A 19,487-nucleotide genomic window follows, 5' to 3' on the forward strand; every position below is an offset into this window, starting at 1 on the left:
CAGAAAATTGGGTATTGGTCGGCAAAAATTATGGCCAAAAAGCGTGTAAATCAGTATTGAGTTATCACTAAAGTCACAATACATCCCATCACTTTTAGAATAATATCAGTCGATGCAGTTAAGCCTTGCCTATTAACTTATCATTCAGGCGGCTAAACAACTTCACGATAAATTCCCTAAAAACCTTAAAACGCATAACATTGCGGTGCTCTGGGTTGGAGACTAGCCACAGTTCATGCAGGCTGGATGGAGCTGCCCCAGGGACCCGGATGACTCCTTCAGCACCATCTGCAAGAAAGCAGGGCAGCCTGGCCAGCCCCAGTCCACTCTTAACTGCCTCTAGCTGTATCAAGCCATGATTAATCTGGTGCTGATAAGGCATCTGCGGATAGGGCGTGTCTTTGGCCCAATTCAATGTGGCGTCATCGCCACTCCAGCCGAGCCAGTGGCCATCGTCAGGTACAGATTTCTCGATATACCTCGGAGAACCGTAACAGCAACTGGGTAGGTCGGCGAGCTTGCGAGCAACAAGTCGATCCGAAATATCGACGTCGCCTTTGGGGAGAATACGAAGTGCTATGTCGGCTTGGTGACTTTCCAAATCGAGAACGTGGCTAGTAACCAGTAGCTGTATGTTGATCTCTGGATACGTACGTGAGAAGTCATTTAGGTAGGGGATAATTAAGTGCGATGCGACTACATCCGGCATAGTGATGCGAACTTCCCCGGACAGCTGGTTACTCCCCCTGTAAATGCTTCTGCGCGGCATTTAGATACTGCTCTGCCGATTGGGCGTAGTCGAGCATCGCCTTGCCATCCTCCGTCAGCTGATAGCCTTTGGAGCTGCGATAAAACAGCTTGGCCTGGAGTTTTTCCTCCAGGGCATCAATACGGCGAGAAACTGTGGAATGGCTGACTTTAAAGTCGTCAGCAACGCTGCGAGCGCTCTTACTCCTGGCTACCGCGATAAAGAACTGGATATCTCCCCAATCGATGGACTCTTTATGCAACACATTGTCCTATTTTGCTGTATTCCGTTGCATATAGTGTCCAGTTAATCTGTCTCCCGTCAATAGCACTCCGTAGAGAAACCCAGGAGATCAGAGATGAAAGAAGCCCAAGTAAACCGAGAAATCGCAATTAACCGCCCAATTGATGAGGTCTGGAAAGTCCTCGCCGTTGATTTTGATACAGCTTACGAGTGGATGACGTTAATCCCTCACTCCTTCGCTAAGGAGGGAAAACCTGTTGAAAATGCGAGTGTAGAAGGCCGGGTTTGTGTGCTGACAAATAAGGGACCGTCGGGTCTTGTCGCAGATGAAACTATTACAAGGTTTGATGAGAAAAACTATGAACTGGATGTCTCGGTTGAAACAAAAAATTCGCCACCGGGATTCCCCGTTAAAAAGAGTTTATCTCAATTTAAATTAAGCCCCTCTGTTGGTGGAGGCACAACAGTGAATTTCACTGCAAATATGGAGTTAAATGCTTTAGGAGGCGTGTTGAGTCCTGTGGTGAAGAAGATGACTGGCTCTCAATTTGAGCAAATGCTGAAGGACCTGAAAATTTACATGGAAAAAGGAGGTCATCTTGCAAAAGGGGCAGTTGCCTAGCCTATCGCATGATAAGTAATTTAAAGACTCTTCTGGATTTACGCGGAAGTAAATAGAAGAGTCTCCTTTTTGAAAAAATACAGCGAGTCGAGGCTCGCCTTTTGTAATAGATTTTATTATTCGGTAAATACGCAAAAAGTATTCACTTTATAAACGGCTGGGATAGAAGGCCTTGTTAAAGAAATAGGCGAAGTACGCTAGTCCTCGCCGAGTATTCCACTCTATTTTTCCAACAGCAATCCGCACTCCCGGTGCTCCTCACCTTTAGTTGGATCAAAGTAAATATCGTTATCGGGGAGGTTATTCTCATAAACATACTCTTCCACATCGATTTCCTTGAGGTGGAACATCGGTGCCACTCGAATAGTACCGTGGTTGCCCTGGGTGAAAATATCCAGGTTTTTGCGATGCGAATTCTGATCGTGGCGGATACCGTTTAGCCATACATCCGGTTGCAATTCCTGCATAGCGCGGTTAAACGGCTCCAATTTAACGGTCCTGGAGAAGAAGTCATGTTCAGGGGTATCCAGCTGTGGGATTCCCCCGTATACAGCGTTGTAGTGGGCCGCGGACATCTTCGGTGAGTAGGTGCGCAGGTTCAAATCGAGAGATTTGACCACGTTTTCAATATGGCGATAGGTTTCCGGGGTGTTATAGCCGTGATCCACCCAAATTACCGGGATATCCGGTTTGGCGCGCGTAACCAAGTGAAGAAAAGCTATCGCCAATGGGCGGAAATTAGTAAAAACCACCGGGTTCTGAGCGTGTTCCATGGTGAACTGCATAATTTCGCTTGGCTTGGCGCCAGCGAAACGAAGGTTCATGGACCCCAGATCCGCATCGTGATGAAAGGTGCGTTCTGGAATAGGCTGTAAAGTTTGGCTGGAAGCGTTGCGTCCCATAAAAATTCAGCGCTCAGGAAAATTATGATGGGAGGCATGCTACCCGGTTCAAGAGTCGCGTAGAAACAATAAAAAGAAGTGATTCAATAAGCTTCAGTTATAAGGGAAAGTCTATTCAATGGGCATAGTGCGGCAAATTTTATCTTGCAGATGCCTTGGGGCACTGCATGGAGATTGAATGCTGGCCATACTCCACGTGATAGCTGCGCTCCACCTCCACAAAACCATGCTTTTGTAGAAAGTATCGAGTGCGAAGATTTTCACGAAGTACTTCAGCCTTTAGTGGATAGCGTCGGTCACGAATTGCAGAAATGAGGTTAGTGCCGATTCCACAACCGGTAAATAAAGGACTGACACAGAGGTGGGTGACGGTACCGTCACTAAGAAGCGTGATAAAGGCTTCCGCGACAGCGTTGTTGCGATCGGTATAAACCAGGCATTGAGTGGCGTTACGGCAGTCTTTACGAAATTGAGCTATACGGTCCACCCAAAACTGGCGGGGTATGGAGGGGTGGGAGTTCGCTGATGCATGTAGCCAAAGTTGCTCCAACCTGTCCAGCTCTTTGAGTTTTGCCTTTCTAATCATGGGCACACCCGAAGCGGATACGTGAGCCCAATGCTAGTCAGATCGAAGAGTAGATCCTAGAAAACATCTGCTTATAAGCAAAACCTTAAAGTTGCAGGCACCCCAGCGAAGTTCGTGACGCTAAACAACAAAAATAAGAGTGTAAATAAAGTGTAATGGGAATGTTAAAATACAATCATTCGTATTTATAAAAACAATGACTCAAGGTTACTAATAATCCTTGGAGGGTTCATGAAGCACATTCCATTTACACCCCTGGCCTTTACGATAGCCACTCTTAGTGCTGCGCCGACTTTAGCCGAGCAACAGCTGGAGAGCGTAACAGCAATCGGCGACTCCTCATCTATTTCCAAGTTGCCTGGCTCTGCACACTTGGTTGATGCTGATGAGTTAGCCGAGTTCGAGTTTGTTGATATCAATCGCATGATGCGCTCAGTTCCTGGGGTCTACATTCTTGAAGAAGATGGCTACGGATTGCGTCCGAATATCGGGATTCGCGGTGCCCAAGGGGGACGCTCCGCCAAAATTTCCTTGATGGAAGATGGAGTGTTAGTGGCTCCGGCTCCTTACTCTGCACCAGAAGCTTATTATTTCCCCAGTGCGGGCCGCATGAATGCAATTGAGGTGTTAAAAGGCCCCGGATCTCTGCAATATGGCCCATTCACCGTGGGTGGTGCAGTCAATATGTTGAGCACACCTATTCCCACTGCCAGTGAAGGTATGGTGCAACTAGAGGCCGGAGAATTCGGTGAGACCCGTTTGCATGCTCATTATGGTGCCAGTACAGAAAATACTGGCTGGTTGTTGGAAACACAGCAGCAGTATGCAGATGGATTCAGAGAAATCGATAGTGCCGGCAGCGCAGATATTGCTAAAGAAGACTATCTATTAAAGGGCCGTATCAGTTCCGATAGAGACGCAACTTATCGCCAGCAGTTGGATATCAAGCTTCAGTACTCCGAAGAGGAGTCTGGCATGAGTTATCTGGGCCTAACGGATGCCGACTTTAAGAAAGATCCGAACCGTCGATACGGTATCAGCGCCCTGGATGAAATGCAGAATCGCCACAGCACTATCCAGCTGAACCACAGTATCGAACTGAGTGACAGTTTTGCCCTGCATACCCAGGCTTACTACAACAAGTTTAAACGCGACTGGTTTAAGGTCAGCGAGGGTGACTTGATAGATGCTGTTAATACCGGCGGCAGTGTTGATGGAGTTTTAGACCCTCAAGCGGTTTTGGATGGCACTGAAGATTACACCTTCGGTGTTAAGCACAACAATCGTGAGTACGAGGCCAAGGGCCTGCAGATCAGTGCCGATTGGCGCTTTAATACTGCTTCCGTTAGTCATGAGCTGTCCTTTGGAGTGCGCCAGCATCGAGATGAGGTGGATAGATTCCAGCCTGTGGAAAACTATGAGCAGGTTGATGGCAAATTGGTGTATCTGAGCACAGATATTCCCGATACCGCTGAAGAAAGCAGCAATAACCGTGTTGAAGAAGCGGATGCAACTTCGTTCTTTATCTACGACGATATCCAGCTGAACGATAAGCTGACTCTCACCGCTGTTCTTCGCTACGAGGATATAGAGACCGAGCAGCAGCGTTATAACGACGCTGAGCGTACAGAGAAGGGCAGCTATCGCTCCAATCAGGTGGATGAATGGCTGCCAGGCTTGGGACTTGTTTACCAGGCAAGCGAACAGTGGAGCCTGCTGGCAGGTGTGCACCGTGGCTTCGCCCCTCCCGGCGCAGGTGCAGCCGATGGCCAGGGGCCGGAGTTATCCACAAACTATGAATGGGGTGCTCGCTTCGATAACGGAAGCCTGAATGCTGAATTGATCGCCTTCTACAGTGACTATGAAAATGCTGTGCAAAACTGCTCGGTGGCGGTGAAATGTCCCAATGGTGCCGAGAGTGGTACCTACCAGTTGGGTGAAGCAGAAATCAAAGGGCTGGAAGCTACGCTTGGAAGTGAGTGGGTGCTCACAAACGGTTGGATACTACCGGTGCGGGCAACCTATACCTTTACTGATGCAGAAATCAGTGAAGATAGTGATGGTAATGACCTGCTTGCCGGCGACAACCTCGAATACCTCCCAGAAAATGTCTTTGCGATATCTGCGGGTCTGGATAGCGGCGCTGCTTGGCGTTTGAACCTGACTGCAGCCTATCAGGACGAGATGTGTGTTAATACCCAATGCAACCGGGGAGATACCGACCAATTTGATTATACCGAGTCACTTTGGGTTGTAGATGCTGCTGCGCATTATGATTTCATGGCTGACCTGACCGGTTACCTGAAAGTGGATAATCTGTTGGATGAGCAGGTTATTATTAGTCGCAGTCCAGATGGCGCCCGTGCAAACAGACCCCGCACTGCCACTTTAGGCATGAAGTATGTCTTTTGACCTGAAGTAGGTTCATCGATCTGAGAACAAGGCCCCGGTCATTACCGGGGCCTTGTGGGGTTCATGAGCACCTACTTATTGGTGTTTCCCCCGAGATGTACAAAATGAGCTTTTAGGTAGTTGGTTTCCGGAATTGCTGGATGCATAGGGTGATCAGCCCCTTGACCACCACTGGCCAGAATTGAGGCTGGGCGCCCCAAGCGGTGAGCGGCGCCACGGATACAGTCGAGAAGCTCATCAGATTGCAGATGCATAGAGCAGGAAGCGCTTACTAACAGCCCATCCTTCGCCAACAAACGCATTGCGAGTTCATTGATATGGCGATAGGCCGCCAAGCCGGCTTTATGATCTTTCCTCCGCTTAATAAAAGCGGGTGGGTCGAGCACAATCGCATCAAACCTCTCCCCCTCTGCGACCAACCCTTTGAGGACATCCAGTGCTTTACCCTGGATGGTTTTGAGCTTGTCGGCGAATCCATTGTGATCCGCATTGAGCAAACACCAGTCCAAGGCCTGCTGAGAGGCGTCTACGCACACTACCTCTGCCGCACCATTGGCCAGTGCCTGAATACCCCAACCGCCCGCGTAGGAAAACAGATCTAATACTTTTTTGCCGTTGACCCAGCGATTCAACAGCCTGCGGTTTTCCCGGTGATCGTAAAACCAACCGGTTTTCTGCCCCTGGTGTACCGGGGCCAGAAGTGGAACGCCGTTCTCCTCGAACGGGACCATCTCGGGTACATCTCCAAAGGCCACGTTGTGTACCAGCGGCATATCTTCAACTGCGCGCCCCTGATGATCATTGCGCAGCAGGATGCCTTTGGGGTTAACCATCTCCACCAACTTATCCACAACCGTTTGTTGGTAGCGCTCCATTCCCCAATTGCTGACCTGGACTACTAAATAATCCCCAAACCTATCCACTACCAAGCCCGGAAGCCAGTCAGAGTCACCGTATACCATCCGGTAGCTGGGGTGGGAAAAGTACCGTTGGCGCTGTTCAAATGCAGTTTGTATGCGCTCACAAACAGTATCTGTGGAAAAGTCAGAATTACGGCTGACTATTCGTCCACAAATAAGTTGGCTCGGATTTACAAAGGCTGTGCCGAGCAGCTTGCCCTGGCTATCGTGAACTTGGCACTGACTACCCGCATCAATTCCCTTTAATGGAGAGCGCTTAGTGTCCACCTCATTGCTGTAAATCCATAGGTGGCCACGCTTGAGTCGGCGCTCTGCGCCTCGATTCAGTATTAACTCCACCAAAAGGGGATCTCCGTTGATGTGTACAAATTAGGGGCCAATTGTGCGGACAGCTAAGTGAAGGTCAAGCCTCAAGCTGATGTATGGCTCGTTCGGAGCTTTAAGAACCAATAGTCACCCGAGGGTTACTCATATCCGTCAAAGTTTATACGTCAGTACCGGAGAAAATGACTATCAATTTGGGGTAACAGGGTGTCTAAGATGGTTATAACTGGCAGAATCTGGCGCCTGTAAATCATTCTTATCCCCAGCCGTTGTGGAAAACTGCCGAGATGAATAAGCACCAACAAACACAAAATGGAGCTAGGAAAGTCGCCATGGTGGTCTGCCCGGGTGCAACTAGCCTGGATATCACAGGTCCCCTAGAGGTTTTTGCCTTGGCAAATGATCAGTTGCGCAAACAAGGGCGTTCCAACCAGGATTTCTATGATATTCAGTTGGTGGGACTTGAGTCTGGTCCGGTTACGACTTCGACAGGGGTTAAGGTTTTTATAGACCTCCCGTTTCATGAAGCTGAGGGGATTCATACCCTGTTAGTGAGCGGCATGCCACCGGACTCCTGTCAGCGAGCTTGTGCCAATAGTTCTGTTCTGGAGTGGCTGGCTGAGCAGCAGAAAAAAGTTGCTCGTATTGGTTCAATCTGTAGTGGGGCCTTGATGCTCGCCAACGCAGGCATTCTCAATGGGCGGCGTGCTACGACGCATTGGGCGGATGTTCCTGAGTTGCAGGGATTCTCCCAGGTAGAAGTGGATCCGGATGCCATCTTTGTCCGCGACGGTAATGTTTATACGTCGGCCGGAATTACTGCTGGAATTGATTTGGCTCTATCGATGATTGAGGAGGACCATGGGAGGGGCTTGGCACTCAACCTGGCTCGAATTCTTGTTCTCTACTTAAAGAGAGATGGAGGACAGCAGCAATTTAGTGTGCGATTGGAAAATCAGATAAACAGCGATCGTTTTGCAACTTTAATTGAATGGATGTACCAGAATATTAGGAAACCTTTAACGGTGGAGAGGCTGGCTCAGGAAGCCGCTATGAGCCCACGGAATTTTGCCCGGAGCTTTGTGCGAGAACTTGGTGTAACACCTGCTCGTTTTCTAGAGCAGATAAGAGTGGAACGAGCTTGCCAATTATTTTCCGAACAAAATCAGTCACAGGATAAAGTGGCAAAACTCTGTGGCTTTCAATCCCAAGAGCAATTGAGAAGAGCCTTTAAAAAGCACAAGGGTATTTTGCCGAGTGAATATCGAAAGCGTTTTCACTAAAAATATAATTATTAATTACTTGCAGCCAATTGTTAATATTTAAATTGGAAGATTTATATTTAGCCTAGTTAAAAAGTAAATGATTCTTTAAATCTCTCCCAAACGGCATTTTTAATAATTGTTTATTGAAGGTTAGTTTTCAACTTTAGAGAAAATTTACTGAGTTGGAGGTAAACCTATGAATACCCTAATGGCGCTAGAGTTTATTAGTTTGCGAATAAAATACTTCTTTATGGAAAAATCTAAAAATAAATTTCGATATTGTTCACCGCTTAGGAAACGTGGGAATAGAATAAAACTTGAGACCTAGGGCCGATCTAAAATCGTGTCGGAATTGGTCGTAAATGTGTCTCCTGCGACACTTTTAATTGTGTCAAGCTTGCTTTTAAATCGGGCAACAGACCTAAAGCTTAATTCGGAGGGGGTATGAGACGTAAGCTCATATTGATGAGCGTGGCCACACTTCTGTGTGGTTTTACTTATATGTTGTGGCCAGTTTATCAATTCTATGCCTGGTCACTAAATACAGTGCCGTTAAGTCCATTGGGGTGGCAGGCTCTACCTACAAAGGCGCCGTCCACTCAAGAGCTCTCCGATAGTGGATTGCAGCTTGCCGCAGGGCAATCGCTTAAAGCAATTGAAAATCATCGTGAGAAAATCGGTGCTCCGGCAATTTCTGCGGCAGTATCTGCTTGTGGTGCAGTAGTTTGGGCTGGGGCTGCCGGCTGGGCTGATTTAGAGGAGCAAGTACCTGTTTCTACAGAGACACGCTTTCGTATTGGTAGCACCTCTAAGGCTTTAACAGGAACTGCATTGGCGCGTTTGGTACAGAGGGGGGCTATTGATCTGGATAAACCTATCTCAAATTATCTGGAACCCTTACCAAACCCCGATTGGGCGTCAATGACCCCGCGCCAATTGGCTTCCCATATGTCTGGCTTGCCACATTATAAAAAGAACTCCGATTGGCTGGGGTTGTATCAAACTCTGGCACTGGATGTTCACTACGAGGATATGTATCGGGCTCTGGGAATTTTTGATGCTAGTGAATTACTTTTCGAACCGGGTACCGATTTTTATTACAGTACTTTGGGCACAGTTCTTCTGGGAGCCGTTTTGGCTGGTGCTGAGGACAAACCTTATCTGGAAGTGATGCATGATGAGGTATTTACGCTTAGCGGAATGAACAGCACAGAGGTATCGCCACTGAATGGTGATATAGAACGTAATATTGCTCGTTTCTACAAAAGTAATGGCTTGTCTGGCAGTGCCCTTCGCCTGCGGGAATGGCGTCCAGTGGATTTAAGTCATCGCCTGCCGGGGGAGGCTTTATTTCCACACCCAGTGACTTGGTGAGACTGGGTGCTCAGTTCCTGAAAGCAGACTACTTGTCCCCAGGAGTCCGGGAGATATTTTGGGCGCCACAAAAATTGGCCAATGGTGAAGTGAATGAACAAAACTATGCCTTGGGTTGGCGGGTGACTGAAGTAGAAATCCCTGAGGTAGGATTAACAAAAGTGGCCAATCACGGCGGAGTTAGTCGTGGCAGTCAGAGTTGGTTAATGATATTACCGGAATATCAGCTTTCTGTTGCTGTGAATATCAATCGAAAGACAAAAGATTTTTGGGACTTTGGTCGAGTATCCCTAGACATAGCGAGCGCTTTTATTCACCAGCAGGATGATCTTAAATGTGACTAAAAAACCGGCCAGATTCTGATCGGTTTTAATTCGCTCTTCTTACCACGAATGGCTAGCGGGTGAGTCCTACAGAGTATTTACTATAGTTTGGGTCTGCGAAAGTACTTTTTACCCGCCTTAGTGAGTCAAAGTCCCAGATGACGAGTGTTGGGGCAAAAATCATCCACTCGAGTGAAACCATACTAGCAGCACCGATTATGCCTGAATCGGTGCATCCCTGCGGCACACTATCCAGTAGAGATTAACCAGAAAAACTGGCTCATCGGAAGCCGCGTTACCGTTGGTGCTGACTTTAGGGTAGTCTGGGGCAGGAATGTAAACTGACAGATTCAGGTTATCACTTCCGCTACCGTCACCTACATCCGCATCAAACATGGCGATATATGCGTGCTCCGTTCCTGCATGGATATCAAAGAAAATCACCATCACCATCACCAGTGGCTGTGTTGATTTCACTTTCTGCCAAGCCAGTTAAGTCTACCTGGAAATTACCGTTGTAGCCGACGCCCATATTTAGATTGAGGTTGCCATCGGTGCCGTTGGCAGTTAGTCGAAGTGGAGCAGTCAGCTGAACAGGACGCTATTTATTACAAGTGTTGAAGGTTAGAGATTTATTTATTTAGGTTTTTGGAGAAAATGATTTTCTTAAAAACACTGTTCGGACAACCTTGGGATAATTTGTATACAAAATCTCTAGTCAATACCTATGTACCAACCACCACTAAATGTAATTTATGAGATTGATTATCTACGGTGAGCGAATAAGTATTCGCTAATGATAATTTATACAGAATGATTTAGTATATAAGGGATGAATTTTCATTTTATAGGGATTTTATGAAGGTTTTTATTAAAACAATAGTGCTAATTCAGCTTCTAACGTTAGTTGCTTGTGGCGGTAGCGGTAGCGGTAGCGGTAGTGGTAGTGATAGTAGTGGCGTATCCCCCACACCAACAACTTTAACTGTCACAGGAAAAGTTATTAGTGGAGTTGATGGAGCTTCAGATATTGAGTTGTTGGTGGGAGATGAAAGTTTTTCTACTGAATCAGAAAGCGATGGAACATATACTTTAAAAATTGAATTAGATAATGTAGTAGAAGATGATGTAGCTTATATTATAGCGAAACATTCAAGTGAAGAAAAAATAAAGTTTGTAAGTATTTTAGGTTCTATAGAAGAGTTAAAGCTCGCTGCTGGTGAAGATGAGTTGCTTGAAGCTTTCGAACTCCCAGAAGTAAATCTTTCGAGTTTGTCGACAGCTATCTCAGCGCAAATTACAGGTGGCTCAAACAACGGAATTGAAAATAGAGAGAGTTTATATACCTACTCTAAAAATATTGATACTCCATATGCTATTACAGTGGCATCAATTATTAACCTACTGATTTCTAATCCTTGGGAGCTTGAATCAAAAAATATAAAATTTCCCTCTGAAATCGAAGATACATACTTACTTGCAAGCAATGAATCGGTTATATCTAATTATCATAGTTTAATTAATAGCGATTTGATTGAAAGTACTACAGAAGACATAGTAAACAACGAAGATCTTGTTTTCTCTTCTCCAGGGAAGGGGGAGTTAATTGAAGATATTTATTATTTATCTTCCTCTGATTTCCACGGCGTGAAACTTCTCATAGGTTCTAGTAATGAGGGTAGTTTAAGCCATATTACAGGAGTTAAAAATTTTACCTGGCGGGAGACTTCAAATGGAATAGAGCTTGAGGGAGCAGAATTAATCGACTCAAAGAACGATGAATATGAAATTAAATTAGTACTTAATAAATTAAAGTGGATTTCTAGCAGAAAATCTATCGATTCCATCCTTGTCGAATACACTAAGTACAAAACTAATTTCGAATATAATACAATTACGAAAGATGAAAGTAGTGTACCATTAAATGCAATACGTAATTTTGGCCTTTTATCTGTAAGCAATGCGCTTGAAATAGGTAAAAATTATATTTTCCCATCCCCTTCAATAGAAAATACAACTAATTCACCTTATACCACTAACACTGAATCTCTAGAAATAAATTTTAGTGGAGATTTTGAAAATGGTGGAGTAGTGAACGTTGGTTATCCTCTGCTTTATTTATCGGGTGAAACTTCTACTTTATCCATAGCCGCCAACTGGTATGTTAACGATAGAGAACTAACAATTGAAATGCCGGGTGCGGAAAAACTAACATATGTTTTTTATGAAAAGCCCAGTAAAAATCAGATAGATACTTTCTTTTATACAAGTAAATTTCAGCATGAAATATCGTCCTATTACCCTCCTTTAATTTCAGGTGGAGATTATATGTGGGAGGAAGAGACCACTCCCGCCATATATCAGCGTGATAATTCTATTTACACGTTAAATAGTGATGGAACTGGTGAATTGGACTTAGATGGGTTTAACAGTCCTTTAGTATGGAAAATAACTACTAACGGAGATCTTGTTATAGGTTTTTATTATCTTCCATATGAAATGTCTGATTACAATAAGTGCATACCTGACTCATGGGACATTGGCCCATACGACAAATATGCTTCTTGCCAGCCATGGTTTTGGGAGGAATGGGATTTGAAGGAAATGCAAGAGCAAGGCAAATTTTGGGCACAAAGGATAGTTTATAGTCCTAATAATGGTGAGGTTACACGCCTTAACATTAATACCTATAACTTTACAAAAAAAGAAGAAACCGCCTTATAAAATTGAAAAGTATGCCCCTACTAGTTTTTTTGAGTAGGGGCCTCTGTCCCTGTTAGTCATCTATAGATGAAAAGACCACTAATTATAGACAATAAAATAAATAGGTTATCGGGTATGGATCATTATATTAGTTCCAGAAAATATTTTTTCACCATCCCCGTAAGTCAAAATACCAAGATGCCGAGTGTTGGGGGCAAGATTAATCCACTCCAAAGAAACTACTCCAGTTTCCCCAATCTGTGCTTGAGTTGGCGCATCCACTGCGGTATTTCCGTTGTCCCCGTTCAGATTAAAGTTGAATAAGCTGAAATTGGTGGGGCCGGCGGATGTCGCATAATCGACAACAACGGCTGCATATTGACCGGGAGAGGGGTTAGCCAGGGAAACTGACTCTGCGGAAGTGGCGCTGCCGCTGGTACCGACTTCGGGATAGTTTGGCGCTGGGCCATAAACTTCCAGGTCCAGGTCGTCACTTCCGCTACCATCGCCCACATCGGCATCATACATAGCGATATGCGCAAGCTCCGTTCCTTCAGGTATATTAAAGAAAATTACTTGAACATCGCCATCTTCAACAGTGGTTGTAGTGGCCTCACCCTCCGCCAGGCCAGTGACATTCACCTGGAAATCACCGTTGTAGCCGAAGCCCACATTGAGTTCTAGGTTGCCATCGGTGCCGCTGCCAGTTAATTGCTGTGGTGCAGCTAGAGGAACAGGCCGAATAGCAATTGGGCTGCGCACACTGATCTGGGAGCCTACGGATTGCCAGGTGAGGTCACCAAAGACCCAAGTATTCATTTCGGCGGACTCTGTGGCGGTGAAGGTCACCTCAAACTCAGCACTCTCTCCCTCCCTGAGGCGTAGCACTTTCGGGTTGATATCTACATCGATACCGAGTGGCGCGTTGATGGATGCCCAATACCAACGCTGGCCGGGGGCGACGCTAGTAACCCGGCGTTTGATGGTCTGGCTGCCGAGGAGGTCGGCGACCCCCATAGAAGCGAGGTTCAGGTCGCTGGAATCGCTAGAGTATCCCAGGGACGTCAAAGCATCACAGGTTGTGCTATCGACCATCTCGGGCTGGAGTTCAGCGCCACATAGGAAGGCGAGATAATCATTGAAGCCCGCATCGTAAACCAGACCCGGTTTAAAGGCGTCACGGGGCACTATGGCACCGGCACCAATATCAAATGGTGTTGCATCCGCTAGTCCGTAAGACTTGCGCAGGTCATTGCGTGCACTCGTCATCAATGCGGACTTGGCCATTGCCGGGCTCCAGTGGGGGTTGGCCTGTTTCAGCATGGCCATTACACCGGCGACATGGGGACTGGCCATAGAAGTTCCACTGAGGGCTCCGAATAGTTCTCCTCCGCTTAACACTGGAGAAATCCCCGCGATAATGCCAACCCCCGGGGCACTGATATCCGGCTTGATAATATCCGGAGCTCCGCCGTTCTGGCCGCGAGATGAAAAGTTTGCGACGCGGTCTTCCCTGGGGATCAATTGAGATGGATCGATAACCCCAGAAACTTCGCTACTGGCTGCGAGAGTTTCGCCCTCGTAGTACGAGATCATCATTCCGGGGATACGGGTATCAGGGGCTGACATGGAAATCGGGTTGATGCGATCGTCTGCAGTACCATCGTTGTAAACGACGATAGCCAAGGCTCCGGCATCGGCAGCATTGTTATATTTATCGGTAAAGGAGCAACCCCCACGTCTTACCAGAGCAATACTGCCCTCCAAAGACTCGCTGTTAGTGACTTCGCTACAAGCTTCTAACGGCTCGCTGAGAACAACCTCAGCAGAGACTGCTCCAACCTCTTCCAGACTTACTGTGCCGTTACCCTCGCGTCCTTCGTAAGTGCCGGAAACCGACTCTGGTGAGGATACTTGTAGGGCTAAGCCGAAGCTCTGGTCATCTTCAGAGGCGCCGACTGCGGTTATCCAAGGAACCCCTGAAGGGGTTCCCATGGTCTCTGGGCCTGGTCCGTTATTACCGGCAGATGTGGCGACGAAAACGCCGGCATCGGCGGCAAATAAAAATGCGATGTCATCGGCACCACTAAAGGTGGTACTGGCGCCACCTATCGAGAAGTTAATAACATCCACACCATCGGCAACGGCTTCATCAATAGCCGCCATGGAGTCGGCGGACGAGCAACCACTATCATCGGGGTCTGGAGCATCCCAGCACACTTTATACACCGCGATGCGGGCTCGTGGCGCCATTCCGGTAAGGGTTTTTCCATCCGGGGTAATAACGCCATAGTTACCGGCGGCAGTGGTCGCGGTGTGGGTACCGTGCCCGTCTGCATCCCTGGCTGACAGGAATTCGTAATCTGCCAATTCGTTGTTGGTCAGGAAGGCATCGGAAAATGACTTGGCCTTAATCAGCTTATTGTTACAGGTAAACGCAGCGTCGTTGGGGTTTTGGTCACTGTTACCAAATTCACAACCGTCACCAGTAAAGCTGTCGGGTATTGAACCGTAGGGAACTTGGGGCCCCAGGTTGCCCTGTAACGGTGTAGCTATATCTGCGACACTCTGGTGTTCAGGGTGGATCCCCGTGTCGATAACACCTACAACAATATCCTCACCCGTAATCCCCCAAAGCCATGGACTGGGCATATCTGTGATGCCGAGGAAGTCCGCAGTGGAGTCAGTATGGGGCTTTAGTATTTCATCTTCCCAAACACCTTTAACGTCGGCGCGACCGCGCAGAGCAGCCGCTTCCTTTTCACTCATTACGGCGGCGAAGCCATTAAAAGCGGTGTCGTATTCATGAACAGTGTGTGCGCTGGGAACGGTGGATAGAACTTGTTCCCGCCGCGACCGGAGGAAATTGGAATAGTGTTGGTAGCTACTGCTTTGGGGGTCGATTTTGCCACGCTTGGTCGGTTTGGTGGCCGATAAGCCGGGGATGGTACCGCTATAGGAGGACAGAGGTTCGCTGTCCAGTTGAACAATGTAAACTTTTTTTGGTTTTTCTTGACTGGGGGCGAACTTTTCCGCTGCTGACGCAGAAAATACGATGCTCGATAGCAACACTCCCGCTGTCAGGGCAGAAAAAATTTTTCTTTTCATTGGAATATCCCTTTTGTTATTTTGCGCAGGCGGCAACAAAAGGCCTAAAAGAGCTCGTCTCTCAGGGGCAATACTCCGTTTCCCCAGTAGAACTTCTCAGAGCTTCATTCAAGTCTTACCCATCCATGGCCTAGCACGAATCATTAATACAACAATGGGCTCACCTTCCCGCTAGTTGCTTTTATAGGAATGTGTCGTGCAACTCAATAACTTGGCGTGTAGCTAAACGTGTTGTGTCGAATATAGTGCGTGAAGCTCGGGATATGACGTCTTTTTGATTTTGTGGGGCTACATCTAAGAGTTGACTACTGGGTGAGAAAAAAATTAGAAAAGTGTGCCAGATCTGTGAAAACTGAAGTGGCGGTTAGGCGAGGATCCGGCTGCTCGATTAGGTGCTGCAAAGTCTGATCACCTGCACCAGTTTTTACTAGAACGGGTTTACACCCCTTCTCCAACGCCAGATAAAGGTCTGCCAGCTTGTCTCCGACCAAATAACAGTCGTGCAGGCTGGTATCAAATTCAGCCTCGATGGCATCCAGCAGACCCGCCAGGGGTTTGCGGCAGCGGCAATTATCTTCAGGGCCGTGGGGACAGTAGAAAATAGCGGCGATTTCGCCACCGGCATCTTCCACCTGAGCACGCATTTTGGCGTGCATTTCTTCCAGGTCATCCAGATCAAATTGGCCCAGCGCCAGGCCGCTCTGATTGGTGGCTATCACCAGTTGATGGCCGGCCTGACTGAGCGCTGCCAGCGCTTCAATACTGCCGGGCAGGGGTTGCCATTCGTCGGCGGATTTGACGAATTTATCGGGATTTTCGTTGATCACCCCGTCGCGGCCGAGAATGATAATTGCCATATTCGTATCTCCCTGATTTGCGAGGCGGGGGTTTAACACCCCGCCTCTGCAAGTCATTACTTGGCAGGAACCAGCAGGGAAATATCGGCAACTTCGAGGAACAGTGCGCGCAGCTGGGCTAATAGGGCCAGGCGGTTGTTGCGCAGTTGCTCGTCGTCACTCATTACCATTACATGGTCGAAGAAGCTGTCTACGGTTTCACGCAGGCCAGCCAGACCGGCGAGGCCCTCGGCGAAGAGCGCATCGCTATACAGGGGCTCGACTTCTGTGCGGGCAACCTGTACTGCGGCGAAGAGAGCCTTTTCCGCCTCTTCCTGCAACAGAGCTTCATCAACACTGCTGGGTACAGCACTGTCTAACTTGGCGAGGATATTGGAAACGCGCTTGTTGGCGGCGGCCAAAGCACCGGACTCCGGCAGCTGGCTAAACGCGTTGACCGCGTGCACGCGGTTGTCGATATCCAGCGGGCGCGACAGCTTGCGCGCGGCAACGGACATAAATACTTCGGTGGCGATACCCTGATCTTCGTAACGGGCGCGGAAGCGCTCCAGTACATACTGCAGAGTTTGCTCCACCACCTTGTCATATTCACCCAGGGCGGTGCGCGGGTAGTTGTCGCGGGCCAATTCCAGCAATTCGCGCAGGTCCAGGTCGAGACGCTTCTCTACGAGAATACGGATGATCCCCAGGCTGGCGCGGCGCAGGGCGAAGGGGTCGCGAGAGCCGCTGGGGGGTTGGCCTATGCCGAAGATGCCGACCAAAGTATCCAGGCGATCCGCCAGGGCGATTACAGTGCCGGTGTCGCTGGCGGGCAGCTCGTCACCGGCAAACTTGGGCATATACTGCTCGTACATGGCCTTGGCCACATCCAACGGCTCGCCGTCATTTTCGGCGTAGTAGTAGCCGGCGATGCCCTGCATATCGGCAAACTCGAACACCATCTCGGTAACCAGGTCCGACTTGCACAGGCGGCCGGCGCGCTCGGCCCAGTCGCCGTTGCTTCCGGTTTTCTCAGCGATGGTGCGGGCGAGGGTGGCTACCCGTTCAGTCTTGTCGTAGACGCTACCCAGGTGCTGCTGGAACACGATTTGGCGCAGTTTCTCGCGGCGTGATTCCAGGCTGGTCTTTTTGTCGGTCTCAAAGAAGAAGGCGGCATCCGCCAGGCGCGGACGGATTACGCGCTCATTGCCGTGGATAACCTGAGCGGCATCCTGGCTCTCGATATTGGACACGGTGATAAAGAAAGGCAGCAATTGGCCATCTTCATCTACCACATGGAAATATTTCTGGTGCTCCTTCATGGAGGAGATCAGGGCTTCAGCGGGTACTTCCAGGAAGCGCTCTTCGAAGCGACCGGTGAGGGCTACAGGCCATTCAACCAGTGCAGTCACTTCGTCGAGCAGATCGTCATCGATGACCGCTTCACCATTGACGTTGTTGGCTTCGGCGATCACCTGGGCGCGAATAGCTTCGCGGCGCTCGGCGAAGTCAGCCATTACGTATCCGGGTTCGCGCAGAACCTGTGCATAGTCGTAGGCGGAGTGGATCTCCAGCTCGCGATTGCAGTGGAAGCGATGACCACGGCTGGTGTTACCGGCTTTTAAGCCGAGTACTTCACCGTTGACTACCTTGTTGCCAAACAGCATGACGAGCCAGTGCACCGGGCGCACGAACTCCTCGCGGCGTGCCCCCCAGCGCATACGCTTGGGAATTGGCAGTTGAGCCAATGCTTTCTCGACAATGCCCGCTAACAGGGATTCGGTTTCAGCGCCTTTTTGCTCGCTGATAAAGGCCAGGCGCTCACCTTTGTCGGTCTCTTTGCGTCCCAGCTCTTCAACAGTTACACCGTTGCTGCGGGCGAACCCCTCAGCGGCTTTACTGGGCTTACCCTCTTTATCAAAAGCGGCTTTGACAGCCGGGCCCAGCTTTTCAATTTGTTTGTCTTGCTGCTTATCTGCCAAACCGAATACTGCTACGGCCAGGCGACGGGGGGCTGCGTAGGCTTTAACTTCGCCAAAAGACAACTCGGCGCCTTTGAGGCCCTGGGTAATACCATCGGCGAAAGCGCTCATTAATTTGTGTAACGCCTTGGGCGGCAGCTCTTCGGTGCCCAGCTCTACCAGAAAATCCTGAGCCATTACTGCTTCTCCTCTTGCTCGATGTCTTCCGCCAAAATATCTGCCCGCAGTGCTTTATCTGCCATGGGGAAGCCTAAGGCGCGGCGCGCATCGTAGTAAGCCTGTGCCACGGCGCGGGCCAGGGTTCGTACGCGCAGGATATAGCGCTGGCGCTCAGTCACTGAGATGGCGTGGCGCGCATCCAGAAGGTTGAAGGCGTGGGAGGCCTTCATAACTTGCTCGTAAGCGGGGAGCGGCAGGCCCAGCTCAATCAGGCGTGTGCTCTCGCGCTCGCAGTGATCGAAGGTCGCGAACAGGAACTCCACATCGGCGTGTTCAAAGTTGTAGTGGGACATTTCCACTTCGTTCTGATGGAAAACGTCGCCGTAGGTGACGGGGCTGCCATCCGGGTTGCGGGTCCACACTAAATCGTAGATAGACTCGACACCTTGCAGATACATGGCGATACGCTCAAGACCGTAGGTGATCTCGCCGGTAACTGGGTAGCACTCGAGGCCGCCAACCTGCTGGAAGTAGGTGAACTGGGTAACTTCCATACCATTCAGCCAAACTTCCCAGCCGAGGCCCCAGGCGCCCAGGGTTGGGGATTCCCAGTTGTCCTCAACAAAGCGAATATCGTGGACAGCGGGATCTACGCCCATGGCGCGAAGGCTATCGAGGTACAATTCCTGGATATTGTCCGGGGATGGTTTCATTACTACCTGGTATTGGTAGTAGTGCTGAAGGCGGTTGGGGTTCTCACCGTAGCGGCCATCGGTAGGGCGGCGGCAGGGCTGTACATAGGCCGCATTCCAGTTTTCCGGGCCTATGGCACGGAGGAAGGTCGCTGGATGAAAGGTGCCGGCGCCCACTTCCATATCCAGAGGCTGTAGAATGACGCACCCTTGGCGCGCCCAATAATCCTGCAGGGCAAAAATGAGTCCCTGAAAGGTACTGAGATCGTATTGCTTGGACACCGCTAT

16 protein-coding genes are annotated in these 19,487 nt (G+C 48.9%); 6 read left to right on the top strand and 10 right to left on the bottom strand.

Features of this window, described 5'->3' with window-relative positions; translation table 11 throughout:
- Positions 1-118: 118 nt before the first annotated feature.
- Together QT397_03255 and QT397_03260 are read right to left on the bottom strand one after the other, a co-directional pair.
- On the bottom strand, positions 119-769 hold the full coding sequence (locus QT397_03255) for a LysR substrate-binding domain-containing protein (GenBank protein ID WNZ56395.1): 651 nt from the start codon (positions 767-769) through the stop codon (positions 119-121).
- The gene (locus QT397_03260; GenBank protein ID WNZ56396.1) at positions 738-1,010 is read right to left on the bottom strand and encodes a LysR family transcriptional regulator; all 273 of its coding nucleotides are present in this window, start codon (positions 1,008-1,010) and stop codon (positions 738-740) included. Before QT397_03260 ends, QT397_03255 begins: the two co-directional genes overlap by 32 nt.
- A gap of 96 nt (positions 1,011-1,106) precedes the next feature.
- On the opposite strand from QT397_03260, the gene QT397_03265 reads away from it, so the two are divergent.
- On the top strand, positions 1,107-1,613 hold the full coding sequence (locus QT397_03265; GenBank protein WNZ56397.1) for an SRPBCC family protein: 507 nt from the start codon (positions 1,107-1,109) through the stop codon (positions 1,611-1,613).
- A gap of 221 nt (positions 1,614-1,834) precedes the next feature.
- On the opposite strand, the gene QT397_03270 is transcribed toward QT397_03265, so the two are convergent.
- Both QT397_03270 and QT397_03275 read right to left on the bottom strand, forming a co-directional pair.
- Positions 1,835-2,515, bottom strand: coding sequence for a phosphoadenosine phosphosulfate reductase family protein (locus QT397_03270; GenBank protein ID WNZ56398.1), 681 nt, complete (start codon positions 2,513-2,515; stop codon positions 1,835-1,837).
- Between the two features lie 139 nt (positions 2,516-2,654).
- On the bottom strand, positions 2,655-3,101 hold the full coding sequence (locus tag QT397_03275) for a GNAT family N-acetyltransferase (GenBank protein ID WNZ56399.1): 447 nt from the start codon (positions 3,099-3,101) through the stop codon (positions 2,655-2,657).
- 231 nt (positions 3,102-3,332) lie between these two features.
- Here QT397_03275 and QT397_03280 point away from each other — a divergent pair, with 231 nt between their 5' ends.
- Positions 3,333-5,513: a TonB-dependent receptor gene (locus tag QT397_03280; GenBank protein ID WNZ56400.1), complete on the top strand. Its 2,181-nt coding sequence runs from the start codon at positions 3,333-3,335 to the stop codon at positions 5,511-5,513.
- 71 nt (positions 5,514-5,584) lie between these two features.
- On the opposite strand, the gene QT397_03285 is transcribed toward QT397_03280, so the two are convergent.
- The gene (locus QT397_03285) at positions 5,585-6,775 is read right to left on the bottom strand and encodes a class I SAM-dependent rRNA methyltransferase (GenBank protein ID WNZ56401.1); all 1,191 of its coding nucleotides are present in this window, start codon (positions 6,773-6,775) and stop codon (positions 5,585-5,587) included.
- A gap of 269 nt (positions 6,776-7,044) precedes the next feature.
- Here QT397_03285 and QT397_03290 point away from each other — a divergent pair, with 269 nt between their 5' ends.
- The 3 genes from QT397_03290 (at position 7,045) to QT397_03300 (ending at position 9,740) form a co-directional block, all read left to right on the top strand.
- Positions 7,045-8,040 carry a GlxA family transcriptional regulator gene (locus QT397_03290; GenBank protein ID WNZ56402.1) on the top strand — a complete coding sequence of 332 codons (996 nt, stop codon included), beginning with the start codon at positions 7,045-7,047 and terminating at the stop codon, positions 8,038-8,040.
- Positions 8,041-8,466: 426 nt separating this feature from the next.
- On the top strand, positions 8,467-9,396 hold the full coding sequence (locus QT397_03295) for a serine hydrolase domain-containing protein (protein WNZ56403.1): 930 nt from the start codon (positions 8,467-8,469) through the stop codon (positions 9,394-9,396).
- Positions 9,327-9,740, top strand: a complete 414-nt coding sequence (locus QT397_03300; protein ID WNZ56404.1) for a serine hydrolase domain-containing protein — start codon at positions 9,327-9,329, stop codon at positions 9,738-9,740. Before QT397_03295 ends, QT397_03300 begins: the two co-directional genes overlap by 70 nt.
- Before the next feature lie 195 nt (positions 9,741-9,935).
- On the opposite strand, the gene QT397_03305 is transcribed toward QT397_03300, so the two are convergent.
- A complete protein-coding gene (locus QT397_03305; protein WNZ56405.1) occupies positions 9,936-10,196 on the bottom strand; it encodes a hypothetical protein in 261 nt (86 codons plus the stop codon).
- A gap of 381 nt (positions 10,197-10,577) precedes the next feature.
- Here QT397_03305 and QT397_03310 point away from each other — a divergent pair, with 381 nt between their 5' ends.
- Complete coding sequence (locus tag QT397_03310) at positions 10,578-12,443, top strand: hypothetical protein (GenBank protein WNZ56406.1); 1,866 nt, start codon at positions 10,578-10,580, stop codon at positions 12,441-12,443.
- A 105-nt stretch (positions 12,444-12,548) separates the two neighbouring features.
- Here QT397_03310 and QT397_03315 read toward each other — a convergent pair whose 3' ends face one another.
- The 4 genes from QT397_03315 to glyQ form a co-directional block, all read right to left on the bottom strand.
- Positions 12,549-15,530, bottom strand: a complete 2,982-nt coding sequence (locus QT397_03315; protein ID WNZ56407.1) for a S8 family serine peptidase — start codon at positions 15,528-15,530, stop codon at positions 12,549-12,551.
- Positions 15,531-15,835: 305 nt separating this feature from the next.
- Entirely contained in the window at positions 15,836-16,387 is a 552-nt protein-coding gene (gene gmhB, locus QT397_03320) for a D-glycero-beta-D-manno-heptose 1,7-bisphosphate 7-phosphatase (GenBank protein WNZ56408.1), read from the bottom strand.
- 56 nt (positions 16,388-16,443) lie between these two features.
- The gene (gene glyS / locus QT397_03325) at positions 16,444-18,525 is read right to left on the bottom strand and encodes a glycine--tRNA ligase subunit beta (GenBank protein ID WNZ56409.1); all 2,082 of its coding nucleotides are present in this window, start codon (positions 18,523-18,525) and stop codon (positions 16,444-16,446) included.
- Positions 18,525-19,481 carry a glycine--tRNA ligase subunit alpha gene (gene glyQ, locus QT397_03330; GenBank protein ID WNZ56410.1) on the bottom strand — a complete coding sequence of 319 codons (957 nt, stop codon included), beginning with the start codon at positions 19,479-19,481 and terminating at the stop codon, positions 18,525-18,527. Before glyQ ends, glyS begins: the two co-directional genes overlap by 1 nt.
- Positions 19,482-19,487: the final 6 nt, after the last annotated feature.

It is taken from the genome of Microbulbifer sp. MKSA007, from assembly GCA_032615215.1.
GTDB lineage: Bacteria > Pseudomonadota > Gammaproteobacteria > Pseudomonadales > Cellvibrionaceae > Microbulbifer.

What these genes read in the sequence shown, in the direction of transcription:
- QT397_03255 (WNZ56395.1), bottom strand. Translation starts at nt 769, where the DNA reads ATGCCGCGCAGAAGCATTTACAGGGGGAGTAACCAGCTGTCCGGGGAA.
- QT397_03265 (WNZ56397.1), top strand. Translation starts at nt 1,107, where the DNA reads ATGAAAGAAGCCCAAGTAAACCGAGAAATCGCAATTAACCGCCCAATT.
- QT397_03270 (WNZ56398.1), bottom strand. Translation starts at nt 2,515, where the DNA reads ATGGGACGCAACGCTTCCAGCCAAACTTTACAGCCTATTCCAGAACGC.
- QT397_03275 (WNZ56399.1), bottom strand. Translation starts at nt 3,101, where the DNA reads ATGATTAGAAAGGCAAAACTCAAAGAGCTGGACAGGTTGGAGCAACTT.
- QT397_03280 (WNZ56400.1), top strand. Translation starts at nt 3,333, where the DNA reads ATGAAGCACATTCCATTTACACCCCTGGCCTTTACGATAGCCACTCTT.
- QT397_03290 (WNZ56402.1), top strand. Translation starts at nt 7,045, where the DNA reads ATGAATAAGCACCAACAAACACAAAATGGAGCTAGGAAAGTCGCCATG.
- QT397_03295 (WNZ56403.1), top strand. Translation starts at nt 8,467, where the DNA reads ATGAGACGTAAGCTCATATTGATGAGCGTGGCCACACTTCTGTGTGGT.
- QT397_03300 (WNZ56404.1), top strand. Translation starts at nt 9,327, where the DNA reads ATGGCGTCCAGTGGATTTAAGTCATCGCCTGCCGGGGGAGGCTTTATT.
- QT397_03310 (WNZ56406.1), top strand. Translation starts at nt 10,578, where the DNA reads ATGAAGGTTTTTATTAAAACAATAGTGCTAATTCAGCTTCTAACGTTA.
- QT397_03315 (WNZ56407.1), bottom strand. Translation starts at nt 15,530, where the DNA reads ATGAAAAGAAAAATTTTTTCTGCCCTGACAGCGGGAGTGTTGCTATCG.
- gmhB (WNZ56408.1), bottom strand. Translation starts at nt 16,387, where the DNA reads ATGGCAATTATCATTCTCGGCCGCGACGGGGTGATCAACGAAAATCCC.
- glyS (WNZ56409.1), bottom strand. Translation starts at nt 18,525, where the DNA reads ATGGCTCAGGATTTTCTGGTAGAGCTGGGCACCGAAGAGCTGCCGCCC.